Genomic DNA, 16,550 nt, shown 5'->3' with positions numbered 1-16,550 from the left:
TGGCGCGGCCGGGGGACTCACTCGTCCTCTTCGGACGGATACTCGTTCCAGTGCAGCTTCTTGCGCAGCGTCGCGAAGTAGCTCCAGCCCTTCGGGTGCAGCAGCGGCACCCGGTGGCGGGAGCGCACGACGACGATGGTGTCGTCGATCTCCAGCGCGGTGAACGACTGCATGTCGAAATTGACGTTCACGTCGCGGCCGCCCACGAAGCGGATCTCGACCACCGCCGTGTCGTGCACGACGATCGGTCGATTCGACAGGGCATGCGGCGCGATCGGCACCAGCACCATGCCGGCCAGCTCGGGCTGCAGGATCGGACCCTGGGCAGCCAGCGCATAGGCGGTCGAACCGGTCGGCGTCGCGACAATCAGGCCGTCGGAGCGCTGCCGGTACATGAAGCGGCCGTCCACGCTCAGGCGCAGGTCGGCCATGCCGGACACGCCGCTGCGGTTCACCACCACGTCGTTGAAGGCCAGCGCTTCGTAGATGGTGCGGCCGTCACGCACGATGCGCCCCTCCAGCAGCGTGCGCTCCTCGCGCTCGTAGTGGCCGGCCAGCATTTCCGGCACCACGTGGGCCATCTCGTCGAGCGAGATGTCGGTGATGAAGCCGAGGCGGCCGTGATTGATGCCGATCAGCGGCGTGCCGTACGGCGCGAGCTGCCGGCCGATGCCGAGCAGCGTACCGTCGCCGCCCAGCACCACCGCGACGTCCGCATGCCGGCCGATCTCATCGGCGCTGACCGACGGATAGCGGTGCTCGCCGATGTCGCGGGCGGTGTCGTTCTCGAAGACCACTTGGGCGCAACAGGTCGAGAGCTGATCCGCCAGCGCGAGCAGCGGCACCTCGATGCCCGGCGTGTTCGGCCGGCCAACCAGCGCAACCGTCCTGAAATGTGGTCCTGTTTCCATGCATGGCATTACACCACAGGCAGGAGGGAAACAGAATCGCCGCCATGCCGGCTGCGCCGGCCACGGGCGGCCGCGCCACGGCGTCGCGTCGTCGCGCGCCGCGCGGCGGCCTGGCGGGATAAAATGACGGCTTGGCGGCGCCTGCGGCGACTGCCCGCCAGCCACGCAGGGGCCGCCCTCCGTTTCCAACCAATCGCCGTAGAATAGTCGTCATGCTCGACAGACGTGCTCAGACCCTGCTCAAGACGCTGATCGAAAGGTATATCGCCGACGGTCAGCCAGTGGGCTCGCGCACGCTTTCCCGGTATTCGGGCCTCGAACTGAGTCCGGCGACGGTCCGCAACGTCATGTCGGACCTCGAGGAACTCGGCCTGGTGGCCAGCCCCCACACATCGGCGGGGCGCATTCCAACCCCGCGCGCCTACCGGCTGTTCGTGGACACGATGCTGACCGCGCAGCCGCAATTCGACGATGCGGCGTTTCGCCTGTCGGTCGCGCATCGGCTGCGCCCCGACCAGCCGCAGAAAGTCGTCGCGGCGGCGGCCGGCGTGCTGTCGAACCTGTCCCAATTCGCGGGCGTGGTGCTCACGCCGCGCCGCAGCCATACGTTCCGGCAGATCGAATTCATCCGGCTCTCGGAGCGCCGACTGCTGCTGATCATCGTGACGCCGGAAGGCGACGTGCAGAACCGCATCATCGCCAGCCAGCGCGATTACTCGCCGGCACAACTCGTCGAGGCGTCGAACTTCATCAATGCGAACTATGCCGGCCTGAGCTTCGACGAGGTCAAGCGCCGGCTGCGCGACGAGATCGACGCGCTGCGCGGCGACATGAGTCAGCTGATGCAGGAAGCGGTCGAGGCGGGCAGCGAGGACGGGGAAGACGACAACCTGCTGATTTCGGGCGAGCGCAATCTGCTCGAAGTCGCCGACCTGTCATCGAACATGGAACGCCTGCGCCGCATGTTCGAGCTGTTCGACCAGCGCACCAGCCTGCTGCGCCTGCTCGACGTGTCCAGCCAGGCGCAGGGCGTGCAGATCTTCATCGGCGGGGATTCCAACCTGATCCCGATCGAAGAGATGAGCGTGGTCACGGCGCCCTACACGGTGGATGGCACGATCGTCGGCACGCTCGGCGTGATCGGTCCGACGCGAATGGCATACGACCGCGTGATCTCGATCGTCGACATCACGGCCAAGCTGGTCTCCAACGCGCTCAGCCAGGCCTGATGGCTATAATGGTCGGGCCGAAGTCACCGACATCCCATGCGTTTCGATCCCGAAGTTCCTCGGCCCGCCGAGGGCGCGCACTCCGTCGCCGTCTTGCTGATCAACCTCGGCACACCCGACGCGCCGCGGCCGCCTGAAGTCGGCCGCTACCTGCGCGAATTCCTGTCCGATCCGCGCGTGGTGGAAATTCCGCCGTTGGTCTGGCAACTCATCCTGAACCTGGCCATTCTGCCGTTGCGCTCGCGCGCGTCCGCACGCAAGTACGAGACGGTGTGGACCGAAGCCGGCTCGCCGCTGAAGGTGTTCACCGAGCGGCAGGCAGGGCTGGTCCAGCAGTGGCTCGACGCGCGCGGGCACCGCGTGACGGTCGAGTATGCGATGCGTTACGGTACGCCGAACATCCCGACGGTGCTACGGCAGTTGAAGGCACGTGGCATCGGGCGCGTGCTGCTGTTGCCGCTGTACCCGCAATACTCGGCGTCGACCACCGCGACCGCGTTCGACGCAGCGTTCGCGCTGATGGCGCGGATGCGCAACCAGTTGGAAGTGCGCACGGTGAAGGACTATCCGGACGACCCAGGCTATATCGCGGCGCTGGCGGCCCGGATCGCGCATTATTGGGCGCAGCACGGCAGGCCGGATTTCGCCGCCGGCGACCGGCTCGTACTGAGCTTTCACGGCGTGCCGAAGCGCACGATCGCGCTGGGCGACCCTTACTACGAACAGTGTGTCGCCACCGGACGCCTCCTGAACGAGGCGCTGGCGTTGCCGGCAGGGGCTTGCGAAGTGACCTTCCAATCGCGCTTCGGACGCGCGGAGTGGCTGCAGCCCTATACGGCGCCGACGCTTGCGGCCCATGGCACGGCGGGCGTGAAGCGCGTCGACGTGTTCTGCCCCGGATTCACCGCGGACTGCCTAGAGACGATTGAGGAAATCGGCATGGAGGTTCGTGACGAGTTCCTGCACGCCGGGGGGCGCGAGTATCATCGCATTCCGTGCCTGAACGATGCGCCCGAATGGATCGACGCGCTGGGCGCGTTGATCCTGCGTCATGTGCAGGGCTGGCCAGCCGGCGGCGTGTCGACCGACACCGACACAGGCGCGGGCGCGCCGGTCATGAGGGGCAGCACATGGGACTGACCGTATCCACCGATCCCGCCGCGCGGATGCGCGTCGACAAATGGCTGTGGGCCGCGCGCTTCTTCAAGACGCGCTCGCTGGCCAGCACGGCGATCGACAAGCGCCGGATCACGATCGACGGCAATGCGGTCAAGCCATCGCGCGACGTGCGGATAGGCGACACCGTCGGAATCGAGCAGGATGGGGTGCTGCGTGAAGTGGTGGTCGAGGGAATCTGCGAGTCGCGGGGGCCAGCGCCGCTTGCCCAGACGATGTATCGCGAGACGGACGAAAGTCAGGCCAGGCGACGCGCCGAAGCGGAGCGCCGTCGCTTGTTCCGCGAGCCGGCCGCCAAGCTGACGGGCCGCCCGACGAAGCGCGAACGGCGCGTGATCGACGACCTGCGCGACGACCTGCGCGACGACTTGCGCGATGGAGCGGTCAGCGGTGCGGGCGACGCCTTCAGCGACACGCTCGACAGGGATGCGTGACGGTCGGTGCGCTCGACCCCGACGACGAGAACAGCGCCTGGACGCCGCCGTATTCGAGGTTGCGCTCGCTCAGCACCGGCGAGGCACAGAGCGTGAAGGTGCCGGCCGCCAGCAGCAGCGCGACGAAAAAGACGGCGAGGGTGAGCTTCATCGGGGTTCTCTTACATGGACGGCGCATTCAGCCTGCGCCCGGCTCGACTCTGGGCCGTCCAACGCCCGCGATCGCGACAAGGAAATTTTAGCAAGGGCTGTGCCAACGCGTGTTGCGCTGCACCCACGAACGATCGTGCGGGTCTGCGTTGCCGCGGCCGCTCATCACCACGGACCTAGCCTGTTTGCTTAGGCGACTGCGGTCACCGGCAGATAAAAGCTGGTATTGCGCGTGGACTGCGACGGACGGCCGCAAGACGCGCAGGTCTGCGTTGGTCTGCCACGGCCCGTCCTGCCCGTCCTGCCTGTCCCGCCGGTCGTGCCGTGCGCCATCCGACGGTCATGCTGTGCGAGGGAGCCGACCGTCGCAGGCCACGACCATCGGAGCAGCGCGCTCACCGCGTGACGCGAATCGCTAAATTCGACCGGTCGTGGCTTGAATTACCGGGCGTTGTCCCCAAGTGGTGGTCGGCGATAGGCATTTCACAGGCCTTCGCTGTGGACGAGATTTCAGAAACTGACGGAAAAAGCATGGAAGACAAGCAATCCAGCCAGTCCAACAGCCCCGAAGACACCGAGGGCCTCGCCGCCGAAGCGGTGCCGACCGAGGCAAGCGCAGGCGAAGCGCCTGCCGCCGCGGATGATCTCGACGCGCGTCTCGCCGAAGCACAGGCAGAGGCGGCGCAATGGAAGGAAGAACTGCTGCGCGCCAAGGCCGAGGTCGAGAACGTGCGGCGTCGCGCGCAGGACGAGGTCGCCAAGGCGCGCAAGTTCGCGATCGAAAGCCTTGCCGAGCAGTTGGTCCCGGTCGTCGACAGTCTGGAGGCCGCGCGCGCCGATCAGTCGGGCGACATCGCCAAGTTGCGCGAAGGCGTCGAACTGACTGCCCGGCAGCTGACGCAGGCGCTCGAGCGCGGCCAGATCCTGGCGGTCAGTCCGGCGGTCGGCGAAAAGTTCGATCCGCACCGCCATCAGGCGATCGCGAGCGTGCCGACCGAGCAGGAGGCCAATACGGTGGTCACCGTCCTGCAGAAGGGCTACACGATCTTCGAGCGGGTGCTGCGTCCGGCTCTGGTCACCGTTTCCGCACCCAAGTAGGAGCAGGCGATGACCGTGCCGGTCGATCATGCGGCGTTCGAGACGTTCGCGATGCGAGAACTCGACGCCGAGAACTTCGACGCGGGTCTGGCCGAAGCGGGCGATGAACTGGCGGTCGTGTTCTTCTGGGGACTCGACTGCTTCAATTGCGAGATCGCGAAGAAGGCGATGCTTGCGCAGCCGGAGGCGATCCGCGCGCTCGACCTGCGCTGGTATCACGCCAATGTCTACGCGCAGCCGGCGCTGGGGCGCCGCTTCGCGTTGCACGGCGTGCCGACATGGTTCTTCTTCCATCGTGGCAAGCGTCTCGGGCGCGCCACCGGATGGCACGGCATCGCGCAGTTCCGCACCGCGGTGGACGCGGCGCGCGAGAAGATCGCGGCGTCGGCCGGACGCGAGGGCGGTGGCACTGCCTGAGAGCGGAAAAAATGACGGCCCTGCGCGGGGCAGGGTCTTGAAATGCCGAACGGCACCTCTACTTTCGAAGCATTCTGATTAAGGTCGGCGCCGCCCGAGGGCAGCGCCAGGAGAAAAGGAAAAAATGGGCAAGATCATTGGGATTGACTTGGGCACGACCAACTCGTGCGTCGCGCTGATGGAAGGCAAGCAGGTCAAGGTGATCGAGAACGCCGAAGGCGCGCGGACCACGCCGTCGATCATCGCGTACATGGAAGACGGCGAGATTCTGGTCGGCGCGCCGGCCAAGCGCCAGTCCGTGACCAATCCGCGCAACACGCTGTTCGCGGTCAAGCGTCTGATCGGTCGTCGCTTCGAGGAAAAGGAAGTCCAGAAGGACATCGGCCTGATGCCGTACAGCATCGTCAAGGCCGACAACGGCGATGCGTGGGTCGAGGTGCGCGGTCAGAAGTATGCGCCGCCGCAGATCTCCGCAGAAGTGCTGCGCAAGATGAAGAAGACCGCCGAGGACTACCTTGGCGAGCCGGTCACCGAGGCGGTGATCACCGTGCCGGCGTACTTCAACGACAGCCAGCGCCAGGCCACCAAGGATGCGGGCCGCATCGCCGGTCTGGACGTGAAGCGGATCATCAACGAGCCGACCGCGGCGGCGTTGGCGTTCGGCCTGGACAAGGCCGAGAAGGGTGACCGCAAGATCGCCGTGTATGACCTGGGTGGGGGTACCTTCGACGTGTCGATCATCGAGATCGCGGACGTCGACGGCGAGAAGCAGTTCGAAGTGCTGTCGACGAACGGCGACACCTTCCTGGGCGGCGAAGACTTCGACCAGCGGATCATCGACTACATCATCGGCGAGTTCAAGAAGGAACAGGGCGTCGACCTGTCGAAGGACGTGCTGGCGCTGCAGCGCCTGAAGGAAGCGGCCGAGAAGGCGAAGATCGAGTTGTCGAGCTCGCAGCAGACCGAAATCAACCTGCCGTACATCACGGCGGATGCCAGCGGTCCGAAGCACTTGAACCTGAAGATCACGCGCGCCAAGCTCGAAGCGCTGGTCGAGGAACTGATCGAACGCACGATCGAACCTTGCCGCGTCGCGATCAAGGACGCGGGCGTGAAGGCCAGCGAGATCGACGACGTGATCCTGGTCGGCGGCATGAGCCGTATGCCGAAGGTGCAGGAGAAGGTGAAGGAGTTCTTCGGCAAGGAACCGCGCCGTGACGTGAACCCGGACGAGGCAGTCGCCGTGGGTGCCGCGATCCAGGGCCAGGTGCTGTCGGGTGATCGCAAGGACGTGCTGCTGCTCGACGTGACGCCGCTGTCGCTGGGTATCGAGACGCTCGGTGGCGTGATGACGAAGATGATTCCGAAGAACACCACGATCCCGACCAAGCACGCTCAGGTCTTCTCGACGGCCGACGACAATCAGCCGGCGGTGACGATCAAGGTGTTCCAGGGCGAGCGCGAGCTGGCTTCCGGCAACAAGCTGCTGGGCGAGTTCAATCTCGAAGGCATCCCGCCGTCGCCGCGTGGCGTGCCGCAGATCGAAGTCGGCTTCGACATCGATGCGAACGGCATCCTGCACGTCTCGGCCAAGGACAAGGCGAGCGGCAAGGAAAACAAGATCACCATCAAGGCGAACTCCGGACTGTCGGAAGGCGAGATCGAGAAGATGGTGAAGGACGCCGAGCTCAACGCGGCCGAAGACAAGAAGCTGCGCGAGATGATCGACGCGCGCAACTCGGGCGAAGCGCTGGTGCACAGCACGAAGAAGGCACTGGGTGAGTACGGCGACAAGCTCGATGCCGACGAAAAGTCGAAGATCGAAGCCGCGATCACCGAGCTCGAGGAAGCGGTCAAGGGCAGCGACAAGACCGCCATCGAGCAGAAGACCGAGGCGCTGGCGCAGGCTTCGCAGAAGCTTGGCGAGAAGATGTACGCCGACATGCAGGCTGGCGCGGCCGGTGCCGCCGGTGCCGCCGGCGCGGCGGGTGGTGCGTCGGCAGCGGGTGCCGAGGCGCAGCCGAACGCGGCCGCCGACGACGTGGTCGACGCCGACTTCAAGGAAGTCAAGAAGGACTGAGTTCGAGCCCGTTGCGCCCGGCGCGCGGTGCGCCGGGCGGGTGGCGGACGGGGCCTAGGCACCGTCCGCCATATGCTTTTGTGCGCCACGCGCGCATGTCCGCAAGGTGCGCGTGCTGTGTGGGCGCACAACCAGACAAGGCACGAGAATGGCCAAAAGAGATTTTTACGAAGTGCTCGGCGTCGCGAAGAATGCGAGCGACGACGAACTGAAGAAGTCCTATCGCAAGCTGGCGATGAAATACCATCCGGACCGCAATCCGGATGACAAGTCGGCCGAGGAACGCTTCAAGGAAGTAAAGGAAGCGTACGAGATGCTGAGCGATCCGCAGAAGCGGGCCGCATACGATCAGTACGGTCACGCCGGCGTCGATCCCAACATGGGCGCCGGCCAGCAGGGCTTCGGCGGTTTCGCCGAGGCCTTTGGCGACATCTTCGGCGACATCTTCGGCGCGCAGGCCGGCGCGCGCGGCGGCCGCAGCGGCCCGCAGGTGTATCGCGGTTCCGACTTGCGCTACAGCATGGAGATCACGCTGGAGCAGGCGGCGCATGGCTACGACACGACGATCCGCGTGCCCGGCTGGAACAACTGCGACGTCTGCCACGGTTCGGGCGCCAAGCCGGGCACGTCGCCGCAGACCTGCGGCACCTGCGGCGGTGTCGGCCAGGTGCGTATGTCGCAGGGTTTCTTCAGCATCCAGCAAACCTGCCCGAAGTGCCACGGCACCGGAACCGTGATCCCGGAACCGTGCACGCACTGCCACGGCGCGGGCAAGCTCAAGACGACCAAGACGCTGGAAGTGAAGATCCCCGCCGGCATCGACGACGGCATGCGGATCCGCTCGGCGGGCAACGGCGAGCCGGGCCTGAACAACGGCCCGTCCGGCGATCTGTATGTGGAAATCCACATCAAGCGCCACCCGGTCTTCGAGCGCGACGGCGACGACCTGCATTGCGAGATGCCGATCTCGTTCACGCGCGCGGCGCTGGGCGGCGAGATCGAGGTGCCGACGTTGGCCGGCAAGGCCAGCTTCACCGTGCCCGAAGGCACGCAGTCGGGCAAGACTTTCCGGCTGCGCGGCAAGGGCATCAAGGGCCTGCGTTCGAGCGTGCCGGGCGATCTCTACGTGCATGTGCAGGTCGAAACGCCGGTCAAGCTCACCGACCGCCAGCGCGAACTGCTCCGCTCGTTCGAGGACACCTTGGCCGAAGGCGGCGATCGGCACAGTCCGCAGAGCCAGGGCTGGTTCGACAAGATGAAGAGCTTCTTCGCCTGAAGCGACGAGCCGGGGCGACCGGTCCGCCGCGCAGGCGGCCGCCCCGCCTCGGCATCTTCCCGGCACCGCCTGCGCGTGTACCATGCTGGTCATGACGACCCGCGACGCTCTGCACGTGCCGTACCCTGCATCCGCATCCTCACTCGACGCCCGGACCGCTCACGCGGCCGGGCGTTTCGTTCTGCTGGACGACGCCGGGGCGGACGCTGGCGTGCCGCGCAGCCGTCTCTATCGCGGCTTCCGCTGCGAGCTTTGCGCGCCGCAGCACGGTTCGATGGACGATTTCGACAACGCAGTCGACGCCGCGCTACGGGCTGGCCAGCACGCGGTCGTTCTGGCGGACTACGAATGGGGCGTGCAGCGTGCGTTGCCGGGTGGGCAAGCGCCGGCGCACGGCGGTGGCGACCTGCGCGTCTGGCTGTTCGAGACCTGCGAGCACCTCGATGCCGACGCGGTGTCTGGCTGGCTTCGCGACTGCGACCGCCGCGTCAGCGCGCCCGACGATCTGCCCGACGCCGATAGCGCTTCGCAAGGCTCGGCGCCGTCGGTTGCCGGCCTGCTCGATTGCCGCGCCGACGTTTCGTACGAGGCGTTCGAGCATGCGATGTCGGCGATACGCGAAGCGCTCGAAGCCGGCGAGTGTTATCAGATCAACTATACGTTTCGCCTGCATTTTGCGACTTTCGGCTCGCCGTTCGGGCTGTACCTGCGGCTGCGCGCGCGTCAGCCCGCCGCTTACGGTGCATTGATTGGCACTTTGCCCGGCACGGGCGACGAAGCAGCGGTCGGCGGCAGCAGCGGCCGGCCGGCGCGCTGGCTGATGTCGTTCTCTCCGGAACTGTTCGTCCGGCATGTGTCGGGTATCCTGCTGGCGCAGCCGATGAAGGGCACGGCGGCGCGTGGCGCAACGCCGGACGCGGATCGCGCGGCGTCGGACGGGCTGGCCCGATGCGCGAAGAACCGAGCCGAGAACGTGATGATCGTCGACCTGCTGCGCAACGACCTCGGCCGTGTCGCGCGGACCGGCTCGGTGCGCGTGCCGGCCTTGTTCGAAACCCAGGCCTTGCCGACCGTCTGGCAGATGACCTCGACGGTGGAAGCCGCGTTGCCGCCGGCGCGCGGCTTCGCGGAGGTGATGACGGCGCTGTTTCCGTGCGGCTCGATCACCGGTGCACCGAAGCGACGTGCGATGGCGTTGATCGACACGCTCGAAGCGTCGCCGCGCGGCCTGTACACCGGCGCGATCGGCTGGCTCGAGGCGCCGGCCGACGGGCGCCGCTGCGGCGATTTTTGCCTGTCGGTGGCGATCCGCACGCTGGCGCTCGAAGCGCCCGGCGCCATCGTGAACGCGCCGCTCGCCGACGCGCGGGCCCGGCCCGGCCGAATGGGCGTGGGCGCCGGCATCGTGCTCGATAGCGAGGCGGGCGACGAGTGGCGCGAATGCCTGCTCAAAGGGCGCTTCCTGAGTGGCGTCGCGCCCGGTTTCGCGTTGTTCGAGACCCTGGCCCTGATCGATGGCACGATTCGCCACCGCGAACGGCACCTGGCGCGTCTTGGCGAGGCGGCGCGGCGGCTGGGCTTCGTTTGCGACCTGGCGGCGGTGAACGCGCAGATCGACGCGGCATGCGCCAGCGTGGCGCGGGGTACCGTCCATCGCCTGCGCGTCGAGTTGGCGCACGATGGCGGCCTGACTGTGCGGAGCGGTGCGCTGGCGCCGCTCCCTGGGCATCCGGTCGACGTATTCCTGGCACCCGATGCGTTCGGCACGGTGCCGGGCGACGATCCGCTGCTGCGTTTCAAGACAACGCGGCGGGCGCGCTACGACCGCGCCTGGCAGGCCGCCGAAACGCAGGGCGGCTTCGACATGCTGTTCCGCAACGCGCGCGGCGACGTGACCGAAGGCGGGCGGAGCAATCTGTTCGCGCGCATCGGCGGGCGGTGGTTCACGCCGCCGGTCGCCGACGGTCTGCTGCCCGGCGTGATGCGGGCGGTGCTGCTGGCCGATCCGGCGTGGCAGGCGAGCGAACGCAGCCTGTCGCCGGACGATCTGGCGAATGCGGAGGCGTTGCTGGTCTGCAATGCACTGCGGGGCGCCGTGCCCGCGCGCCTGCGGCCCTGGCCGGGCGTTGGCGGCGGCTCGTCGCTGGCCCCTTAGCGGTTCGCGGCGCCGGGCCGCTGCGCCGCCATCGCGCCGGCGTCGGCTCCCCGGTGAGGGGCTTCAGCTCCGCGTTAAGGGGGGCCAGCTTCGCGTTAAGGGGCCCCCGCTTCGCGTTAAGGGGCCCCCGCTTCGCGTTAAGGGGCCCCAGCTCCGCGTTGAGGGGCCCCCGCTTCGCGTTGAGGGGGCGTTGCGCCGAGGCGTGCCGGACGTGCTCGCCACCCACGCATCGTTTGGCGCGATGCGGCCGGTCTCAGGCAGGCTCGAAGGTGTGCTCGGGTCCAGGGAAGCTTCGATCCTTCACGGCTTTCACATAGGCGGTCACGCCTGCTTCGATCGATGCCGCGCCGGACACGAAATCCTTCACGAAACGCGGCCGGCGTCCCGCATAGATGCCAAGCATGTCGTGCAGTACCAGCACCTGCCCCGAGCAGTCCACGCCGGCGCCGATCCCGATGGTCGGTATCGAGATCGCCTCGGTGATGCGGGCGCCGAGCGGCGAGGGCACCGCCTCGATGACCAGCAGTTGCGCGCCCGCCGCTTCGAGCGCGCGTGCATCCTCGACCACGCGCGCGGCCGCCTCGTCGCCGCGGCCCTGCACCTTGAAGCCGCCGAATGCATGCACCGATTGGGGTGTCAGGCCTATATGCGCGCAGACGGGAATCGACCGTTCGACGAGAAAGCGTACGGTATCGGCAAGCCAGGCGCCGCCCTCGATCTTCACCATCGCGGCGCCGGCGCGCAGCAGTCGGGTCGCGGCGAGATAAGCGCTCTCGCGCGAGGCCACTTCGCCGAACGGCAGGTCCGAGATGATCAGCGGACGGCGCGTGCCGCGTGCAACGCATGCGGTGTGATACGCAACGTCGTCGAGCGTGACCGGCAGCGTCGTCTGATGGCCTTGCAGCACATTGCCGAGCGAATCGCCGATCAGCAGCGCATCGACGCCGGCACGGTCCAGCAGCGTCGCGAAGCTCGCGTCGTAGCAGGTCAGCATCGCGATCCGCTCGCCATCGGCGCGCATCTGCACGAGCCGGGGCACGGTGATCGGACGTTGCGCCGCTTCCGTCTCTTTGAGATAAGTCATCGGGTCTCCTCCCTGTGCGGAAGGCGGCAGGATACAACAGACGGGCCGGGCGTCGGCCATTGCCGGCCCGCCGCGCCTGCCGGCGCTCAGCCCTTCGCGAACGACGCGCGGCGTCCTTTCATCGCCTCGATCTGGCCCAGCAGCAGATCGAAGTCGCCGGCATCGGCCGGAAGATCGAGCGTGTCGGTGTTGACCGACAGCACCGGCGCGCGATCGTAATGATAGAAGAAAGCATCGTAGCTTTCGTTCAATGCGCGCAGATAGCTGTCCGTGGCCTGCCATTCGGCGGGATGGGCGCGGCGCTGAATCCGGTCGAACAAGGTTTCGACGCTGGCTTGCAGATAGATCACCAGATCCGGTGCGCGCACCGGCGCGACGATGCGTTCGGCCAGGCGCTGGTAAAGCACGAATTCGTTGTCGTCGAGCGTCAGCCGCGCGAACAGCCGGTCCTTCTCCGGCAGGAAGTCCGAGACGATCGGCGTGGTCAGCGGCTGGGCGTTTTCCTCGCCCAGCGCGCGGGCGCGTTCGTCACGCTGCAGCATGAAACTCAGTTGCGCGGCCAGCGCGTGCCGGGTCGGATCGTGCTGGAGCGCCAGCGGCAGGGCCGGGCTGCCGGCGAAGCCCGCGCCGCTGCCGAGCGTGCCCAGTCCGCCTAACGTGCTTAACGTACCGAATGCGCCGCTGAGCCCGGCCGGCGCCGCGCTCAACGCAGGTCCGGCGGGGACGCCGCCGGGCATCGGGTCGCCAGGCAGCGCGACCGCGTGTTCGGCGAAGAAGCCTACGCCCCAGCGCCGCGCCAGGGCTTCGGCGACGACCGTCTTGCCGACGCCGGTCGGCCCTTCGACCACCACATAGCGGTAGCGCGGCTGGCCGTGCTCGTCGCGCGGCGGCAGTCCGGTCAGGCTGGCCTGATTCGCGAGGCCGGGCAGGATGGAAGTGGCCATCGGCGATACGGGGTCAGCGCACGCTCGCGCGCTGGGGCGCGCGCGAGCCGAGCAGTGGGCATTGGCAAACCATGACCTTCTCGATGCGCTGGCCGGCGACCGACGGCAGATGATCGCGGGCGCGACCGCTGCCCGGCACCACCACGTCGGCATCCAGTTCGACCAGCGGCAACAGCGTGAAGGCGCGCTGCGTCACGCGCGGATGCGGGACGACGAGGTCCGGTTCGTCGATTTGTTCGTCGCCGAACAGCAGGAGGTCGATGTCGAGCGTGCGCGGCGCGTTGCGATAGGACCGCTCACGACCGAACTGCGTCTCGATATCGAGACACAGTTCGAGCAGCGCGCGCGCGTCCAGCGTCGTGCCGACCACCACGACGCAGTTGTGATAGTCATCGCCGGCCGCATCCACCGGGCTGCTCACATACAGGCTCGACTTGGCCAGCACGGTGATTCCCGGCTGCTGTGCGAGGCAAACGACCACGTCTTTCAAGGTCTGGCGCGCGTCACCGAGGTTTGCGCCGAGGCCGAGATAAGCTACCGTCATAAGCGTTCCTGCGACAGATGCAAAGCGATTCCCGTCGCGCGTGGCCGGGCCGGGCGGACGCAGTTGCCGTCGCCGCGATCCAGCGGGTTCCTGAAAACGGGCGGATGTGCTGCCGGCGTCGCGAAGCAAGACGCCAGCGTACTCACTCTCCGCCGGACGACGATGGGCCGTCGTTCGAGCGATGCTCGGCGCCGCCGCCGTCGGCATTCGGGCCGCCTTCGCCCGCCGGACGGCGCCGTGCGCCGCCACGCCGGCGCCGCCGCGATTTTTCCCGCGCACCGCCGGTATTGGCCAGCAGCGCCTCGCGCGCGCCCAGATCGCCTTCGATGAAATCCGTCCACCATTGCGCGACGGCGGCGTCGATCTCGCCGGCTTCCGCGCGCAACAAGAGGAAATCATACGCCGCTCTGAATTTTTGGTGTTCCAGCAGCTTCAACGCCGAACGTCCCGGCCGCTTCTCCAGCCGTTGCTGGAGGCCCCAGATTTCCTTCATGTCGCCAGTGAAACGGCGATGGATGGCCAGCTTGCGCAACTGCTCGTCGAGCACCTGATCCATCGCCCGGTGCAGCGCGGGCACCGGCAATTCGCCGGCGGCCACGTAGCCATGCCAGGCGCGCAGCACGGGCAGCCACAACAGCGCCGCGAACAGGAAGCTTGGCGACACCGTGCGCCCCGAGGCGATCCGTTCGTCGGTGCGCGTCAAGACCAGTGTGAGGAAGCGTTCGCCGACCGGGTCCGCCAGCGTTTCGGCCAGTGTCGGCAGCAGCGCCGCGTCCAGGCCCTCGGTGCGCAGGCGGTCGATGCTGGCGCGGGCGTGGCCGGACAGCAGCAGCTTCAGGCTTTCGTCGAACAGCCGGGCGGCCGGCACGTCGGAGAGCAGGCCGCGCAGCTCCGCGATCGGGGCGCGCGTGGCCGGGTCGACATCGAAGTCGAGCTTGGCACCGAAGCGGACCACGCGCAGCATCCGCACCGGATCCTCGCGATAGCGGGTGAGCGGCTCGCCGATCATGCGCAGCACGCCGCGTTTCGCGTCGGCCAGGCCATCGTGGTAATCCAGCACCGTCTGGGTGGCCGGATCGTAGTACATCGCGTTGATCGTCAGGTCGCGGCGGCGCGCATCCTCGTGCTGCTCGCCCCAGACGTTGTCGCGCAACACGCGCCCGCTCGCATCGACGGCGTGCGGCCCGATCGTGTCGTCGCGCCGCCGCCGACGGCGGCGCCCGCGGCCTTCACCGCCGTCGCCGCCGTCGCGCTCGGTGTCGGTGATGGTGTCGGTGATGGTGTCGGTCGAGGTGCCGGCCGGCTCCTGGGCGTCGTCGTCCGAATCGGCCGGGTCGGCCTCGGCATCCCTGGCGGCGGCCAGCGCCTCGATCTCGGCGGGCGCCACGCGCGCCGCCGCCGCGTCGATCGCATCGACGGATTCGGGCGCCGGCAGTTCGGCGCTCGGCAGGCCGTTCGAAAGGCCCCGGAACGTCGAGACCTCGATCAGCTCCGGACCGAATTGCACGTGCACGATCTGGAAGCGGCGACCGATCAGCCGCGCGCGCCGGAACAGCTTGACGACTTGTTCCGGGGTTGCGTCGGTGGCGACGTCGAAATCCTTGGGCGCGACGCCGAGCAGCAGGTCGCGCACCGCGCCGCCGACGATGAAGGCGCGGTAGCCGGCCTGTTGCAGCGTGTCGGTGACGCGCACGGCGTTACGCGAGATCAAGCGTGCGTCGATGCCGTGGCTTTCCTGCGGCACGCTGACCGGGGCATCGGTGCGCGGCGCGGCGCCGCTGCGTGATGACGCCGCCGTGGACGCCGCCGTGGACGCCGCCGTGGACGACGCGGCGTGGGATGCGGACGATGCGGAAGCGGAAGCGGAAGCGTTAGCGCGGCCGCGACTGCCGCGCCGCCCGCTGCCGGCATCGCTGGCGGTGCTGCTTGGTGTGTTGGCTGGCGTGTCGGCTGGCGTGTCGGTTGCGCTGTCGCTTGCGGCAGCGGTTGCCGACGCGTCGGCAGCCGCACGTGCCGGTCGCTTTCTACCGCTCGCCGTACTGCCGACACTTCCGGCACTTCCGGCACGCTTGTCCGCATCGGCCGCCGCAGCGCGCTGCCTGGCGGCGTCCGGCACGGGCGTGTCGTGCCTGGTTGCGCCGCGCGGGCGGCGCACGCGTGGCGTGGCCTCGTCCGGGGCGGTGGCAGCCGGTGTCGTGTCCGACGTCGGTGTCTGCTCGGTACCGGCGTCGTTGGCGCCGGCGGCGCTCGGCTGCTCGGCGGCACCGAACAGCTTGCGGATGATTTTTCTTATCACGTCGCTTTGAACAGTTCGAGGATCGGCCAGCCGAGGCGCTCGGCGTGCGCCCGCAGCGTGTCGTCCGGGTTGGTCGCGACCGGATCGCTGACCTTTTCGAGGAGCGGAATGTCGTTGCGCGAATCGCTGTAGAAGAAGCTTTTCTCGAAATCGCCCCAGCCCAGTCCCATTGCCGCCAACCAGCCCTCGGTGCGGACGATCTTGCCAGCCTGGAAGCTCGGCATGCCCTTCACCAGGCCGGTATAGCGGGCCTCGGGCAGGTCGCCCTCGGTGGCGGGATCGACCGCGATCAGGTGCTCGATGCCGAAGGCCTGTGCGATCGGTCGCGTCACGAAGGCATTGGTCGCGGTGACCACGCAGCAGAGGTCGCCTGCCTTGCGATGTTCGTCGACCAGTTGCCGTGCCACCGGCAGGATCTGCGGTGCGATCACCTCGGCCATGAAGCGAGCATGGAAACGGTCCAGCTCGGCCCGGCTGTAGCGGCTCAACGGCTCCAGCGCAACGCGCAGATAAGCGTCGATGTCGAGGCAGCCTGCCTTGTAATCCTCGTAGAACTGCAGGTTTTCGCGCTCGAAGCGCGCGCGCTCGACCATGCCTTCCTCCACCATGAAGCGGCCCCAGGCGTGGTCGCTGTCGGTGGGAATCAGGGTGTGATCGAGGTCGAACAGGGCTAGTCGTTTCATTGCACGAATTCTACTGCAAGCGGGCTCGTCGGGAGCGGCGCCCGCCCGCGCGGCGCGGCCACCGGCGTAGCGC

Annotated in this window: 15 protein-coding genes and 1 pseudogene; 9 read left to right on the top strand and 7 right to left on the bottom strand. The window is 67.8% G+C overall.

From position 1 onward, the window contains the following. Window positions 1-17 precede the first annotated feature (17 nt). On the bottom strand, window positions 18-911 hold the full coding sequence (locus BLU54_RS14070) for an NAD kinase (RefSeq protein ID WP_091909929.1): 894 nt from the start codon (window positions 909-911) through the stop codon (window positions 18-20). A 212-nt stretch (window positions 912-1,123) separates the two neighbouring features. Here BLU54_RS14070 and hrcA point away from each other — a divergent pair, with 212 nt between their 5' ends. From hrcA to BLU54_RS14055, 3 genes are read left to right on the top strand one after another with little or no spacing between them, the layout of a single operon-like run. Next, window positions 1,124-2,140: a heat-inducible transcriptional repressor HrcA gene (hrcA, locus tag BLU54_RS14065; RefSeq protein WP_091909528.1), complete on the top strand. Its 1,017-nt coding sequence runs from the start codon at window positions 1,124-1,126 to the stop codon at window positions 2,138-2,140. A 36-nt stretch (window positions 2,141-2,176) separates the two neighbouring features. Beyond that, the gene (gene hemH / locus BLU54_RS14060) at window positions 2,177-3,280 is read left to right on the top strand and encodes a ferrochelatase (RefSeq protein WP_091909525.1); all 1,104 of its coding nucleotides are present in this window, start codon (window positions 2,177-2,179) and stop codon (window positions 3,278-3,280) included. Beyond that, a complete protein-coding gene (locus BLU54_RS14055) occupies window positions 3,271-3,750 on the top strand; it encodes an RNA-binding S4 domain-containing protein (RefSeq protein WP_091909522.1) in 480 nt (159 codons plus the stop codon). The genes hemH and BLU54_RS14055 overlap by 10 nt, the downstream gene beginning before the upstream one ends. Here BLU54_RS14055 and BLU54_RS14050 read toward each other — a convergent pair. Next, window positions 3,722-3,901, bottom strand: coding sequence for a hypothetical protein (locus BLU54_RS14050; protein WP_091909520.1), 180 nt, complete (start codon window positions 3,899-3,901; stop codon window positions 3,722-3,724). The genes BLU54_RS14055 and BLU54_RS14050 overlap by 29 nt on opposite strands. Window positions 3,902-4,431: 530 nt before the next feature. Here BLU54_RS14050 and grpE point away from each other — a divergent pair. The 5 genes from grpE (at window position 4,432) to BLU54_RS14025 (ending at window position 10,926) form a co-directional block, all read left to right on the top strand. Then, the gene (grpE, locus tag BLU54_RS14045; protein WP_091909517.1) at window positions 4,432-4,998 is read left to right on the top strand and encodes a nucleotide exchange factor GrpE; all 567 of its coding nucleotides are present in this window, start codon (window positions 4,432-4,434) and stop codon (window positions 4,996-4,998) included. A 9-nt stretch (window positions 4,999-5,007) separates the two neighbouring features. Then, entirely contained in the window at window positions 5,008-5,415 is a 408-nt protein-coding gene (locus BLU54_RS14040) for a thioredoxin family protein (RefSeq protein WP_091909514.1), read from the top strand. Between the two features lie 124 nt (window positions 5,416-5,539). Further along, entirely contained in the window at window positions 5,540-7,495 is a 1,956-nt protein-coding gene (gene dnaK, locus BLU54_RS14035; RefSeq protein WP_091909510.1) for a molecular chaperone DnaK, read from the top strand. 148 nt (window positions 7,496-7,643) lie between these two features. Beyond that, the gene (dnaJ, locus tag BLU54_RS14030; RefSeq protein ID WP_091909507.1) at window positions 7,644-8,771 is read left to right on the top strand and encodes a molecular chaperone DnaJ; all 1,128 of its coding nucleotides are present in this window, start codon (window positions 7,644-7,646) and stop codon (window positions 8,769-8,771) included. Window positions 8,772-8,862: 91 nt separating this feature from the next. Continuing rightward, complete coding sequence (locus tag BLU54_RS14025; RefSeq protein ID WP_091909926.1) at window positions 8,863-10,926, top strand: chorismate-binding protein; 2,064 nt, start codon at window positions 8,863-8,865, stop codon at window positions 10,924-10,926. Window positions 10,927-11,179: 253 nt separating this feature from the next. On the opposite strand, the gene panB is transcribed toward BLU54_RS14025, so the two are convergent. The 4 genes and pseudogenes from panB to pcnB form a co-directional block, all read right to left on the bottom strand. Further along, complete coding sequence (gene panB / locus BLU54_RS14020; RefSeq protein ID WP_091909504.1) at window positions 11,180-12,010, bottom strand: 3-methyl-2-oxobutanoate hydroxymethyltransferase; 831 nt, start codon at window positions 12,008-12,010, stop codon at window positions 11,180-11,182. Window positions 12,011-12,096: 86 nt separating this feature from the next. Next, on the bottom strand, window positions 12,097-12,954 hold the full coding sequence (locus BLU54_RS14015; protein WP_091909501.1) for a deoxynucleoside kinase: 858 nt from the start codon (window positions 12,952-12,954) through the stop codon (window positions 12,097-12,099). A 13-nt stretch (window positions 12,955-12,967) separates the two neighbouring features. Next, a complete protein-coding gene (folK, locus tag BLU54_RS14010; protein ID WP_091909498.1) occupies window positions 12,968-13,498 on the bottom strand; it encodes a 2-amino-4-hydroxy-6-hydroxymethyldihydropteridine diphosphokinase in 531 nt (176 codons plus the stop codon). Window positions 13,499-13,640: 142 nt separating this feature from the next. After that, window positions 13,641-15,332, bottom strand: a pseudogene (gene pcnB, locus BLU54_RS14005) (polynucleotide adenylyltransferase PcnB); the annotation flags it as partial. On the opposite strand from pcnB, the gene BLU54_RS13995 reads away from it, so the two are divergent. Then, window positions 15,220-15,804, top strand: coding sequence for a hypothetical protein (locus BLU54_RS13995; protein WP_139169695.1), 585 nt, complete (start codon window positions 15,220-15,222; stop codon window positions 15,802-15,804). The pseudogene pcnB and the gene BLU54_RS13995 sit on opposite strands and share 113 nt — an antisense overlap. Here BLU54_RS13995 and BLU54_RS13990 read toward each other — a convergent pair. After that, window positions 15,791-16,477: a histidinol-phosphatase gene (locus BLU54_RS13990; RefSeq protein ID WP_091909493.1), complete on the bottom strand. Its 687-nt coding sequence runs from the start codon at window positions 16,475-16,477 to the stop codon at window positions 15,791-15,793. The two genes, BLU54_RS13995 and BLU54_RS13990, sit on opposite strands and share 14 nt — an antisense overlap. Window positions 16,478-16,550: the final 73 nt, after the last annotated feature.

The organism is Chitinasiproducens palmae, assembly GCF_900095735.1.
In the GTDB taxonomy this organism is placed as follows: domain Bacteria; phylum Pseudomonadota; class Gammaproteobacteria; order Burkholderiales; family Burkholderiaceae; genus Chitinasiproducens; species Chitinasiproducens palmae.
Note: the sequence above shows the minus strand (reverse complement) of the source record. Positions and strands in the feature narration are given on the sequence as shown.

Excerpts from the sequence above, each read along its gene's own strand:
- BLU54_RS13990 (WP_091909493.1), bottom strand. The coding sequence starts at position 16,477 with ATGAAACGACTAGCCCTGTTCGACCTCGATCACACCCTGATTCCCACC.
- BLU54_RS13995 (WP_139169695.1), top strand. The coding sequence starts at position 15,220 with ATGCCGTGGCTTTCCTGCGGCACGCTGACCGGGGCATCGGTGCGCGGC.
- folK (WP_091909498.1), bottom strand. The coding sequence starts at position 13,498 with ATGACGGTAGCTTATCTCGGCCTCGGCGCAAACCTCGGTGACGCGCGC.
- BLU54_RS14055 (WP_091909522.1), top strand. The coding sequence starts at position 3,271 with ATGGGACTGACCGTATCCACCGATCCCGCCGCGCGGATGCGCGTCGAC.
- BLU54_RS14050 (WP_091909520.1), bottom strand. The coding sequence starts at position 3,901 with ATGAAGCTCACCCTCGCCGTCTTTTTCGTCGCGCTGCTGCTGGCGGCC.
- BLU54_RS14015 (WP_091909501.1), bottom strand. The coding sequence starts at position 12,954 with ATGGCCACTTCCATCCTGCCCGGCCTCGCGAATCAGGCCAGCCTGACC.
- panB (WP_091909504.1), bottom strand. The coding sequence starts at position 12,010 with ATGACTTATCTCAAAGAGACGGAAGCGGCGCAACGTCCGATCACCGTG.
- hrcA (WP_091909528.1), top strand. The coding sequence starts at position 1,124 with ATGCTCGACAGACGTGCTCAGACCCTGCTCAAGACGCTGATCGAAAGG.
- dnaJ (WP_091909507.1), top strand. The coding sequence starts at position 7,644 with ATGGCCAAAAGAGATTTTTACGAAGTGCTCGGCGTCGCGAAGAATGCG.
- BLU54_RS14070 (WP_091909929.1), bottom strand. The coding sequence starts at position 911 with ATGGAAACAGGACCACATTTCAGGACGGTTGCGCTGGTTGGCCGGCCG.
- dnaK (WP_091909510.1), top strand. The coding sequence starts at position 5,540 with ATGGGCAAGATCATTGGGATTGACTTGGGCACGACCAACTCGTGCGTC.
- BLU54_RS14040 (WP_091909514.1), top strand. The coding sequence starts at position 5,008 with ATGACCGTGCCGGTCGATCATGCGGCGTTCGAGACGTTCGCGATGCGA.
- BLU54_RS14025 (WP_091909926.1), top strand. The coding sequence starts at position 8,863 with ATGACGACCCGCGACGCTCTGCACGTGCCGTACCCTGCATCCGCATCC.
- hemH (WP_091909525.1), top strand. The coding sequence starts at position 2,177 with ATGCGTTTCGATCCCGAAGTTCCTCGGCCCGCCGAGGGCGCGCACTCC.
- grpE (WP_091909517.1), top strand. The coding sequence starts at position 4,432 with ATGGAAGACAAGCAATCCAGCCAGTCCAACAGCCCCGAAGACACCGAG.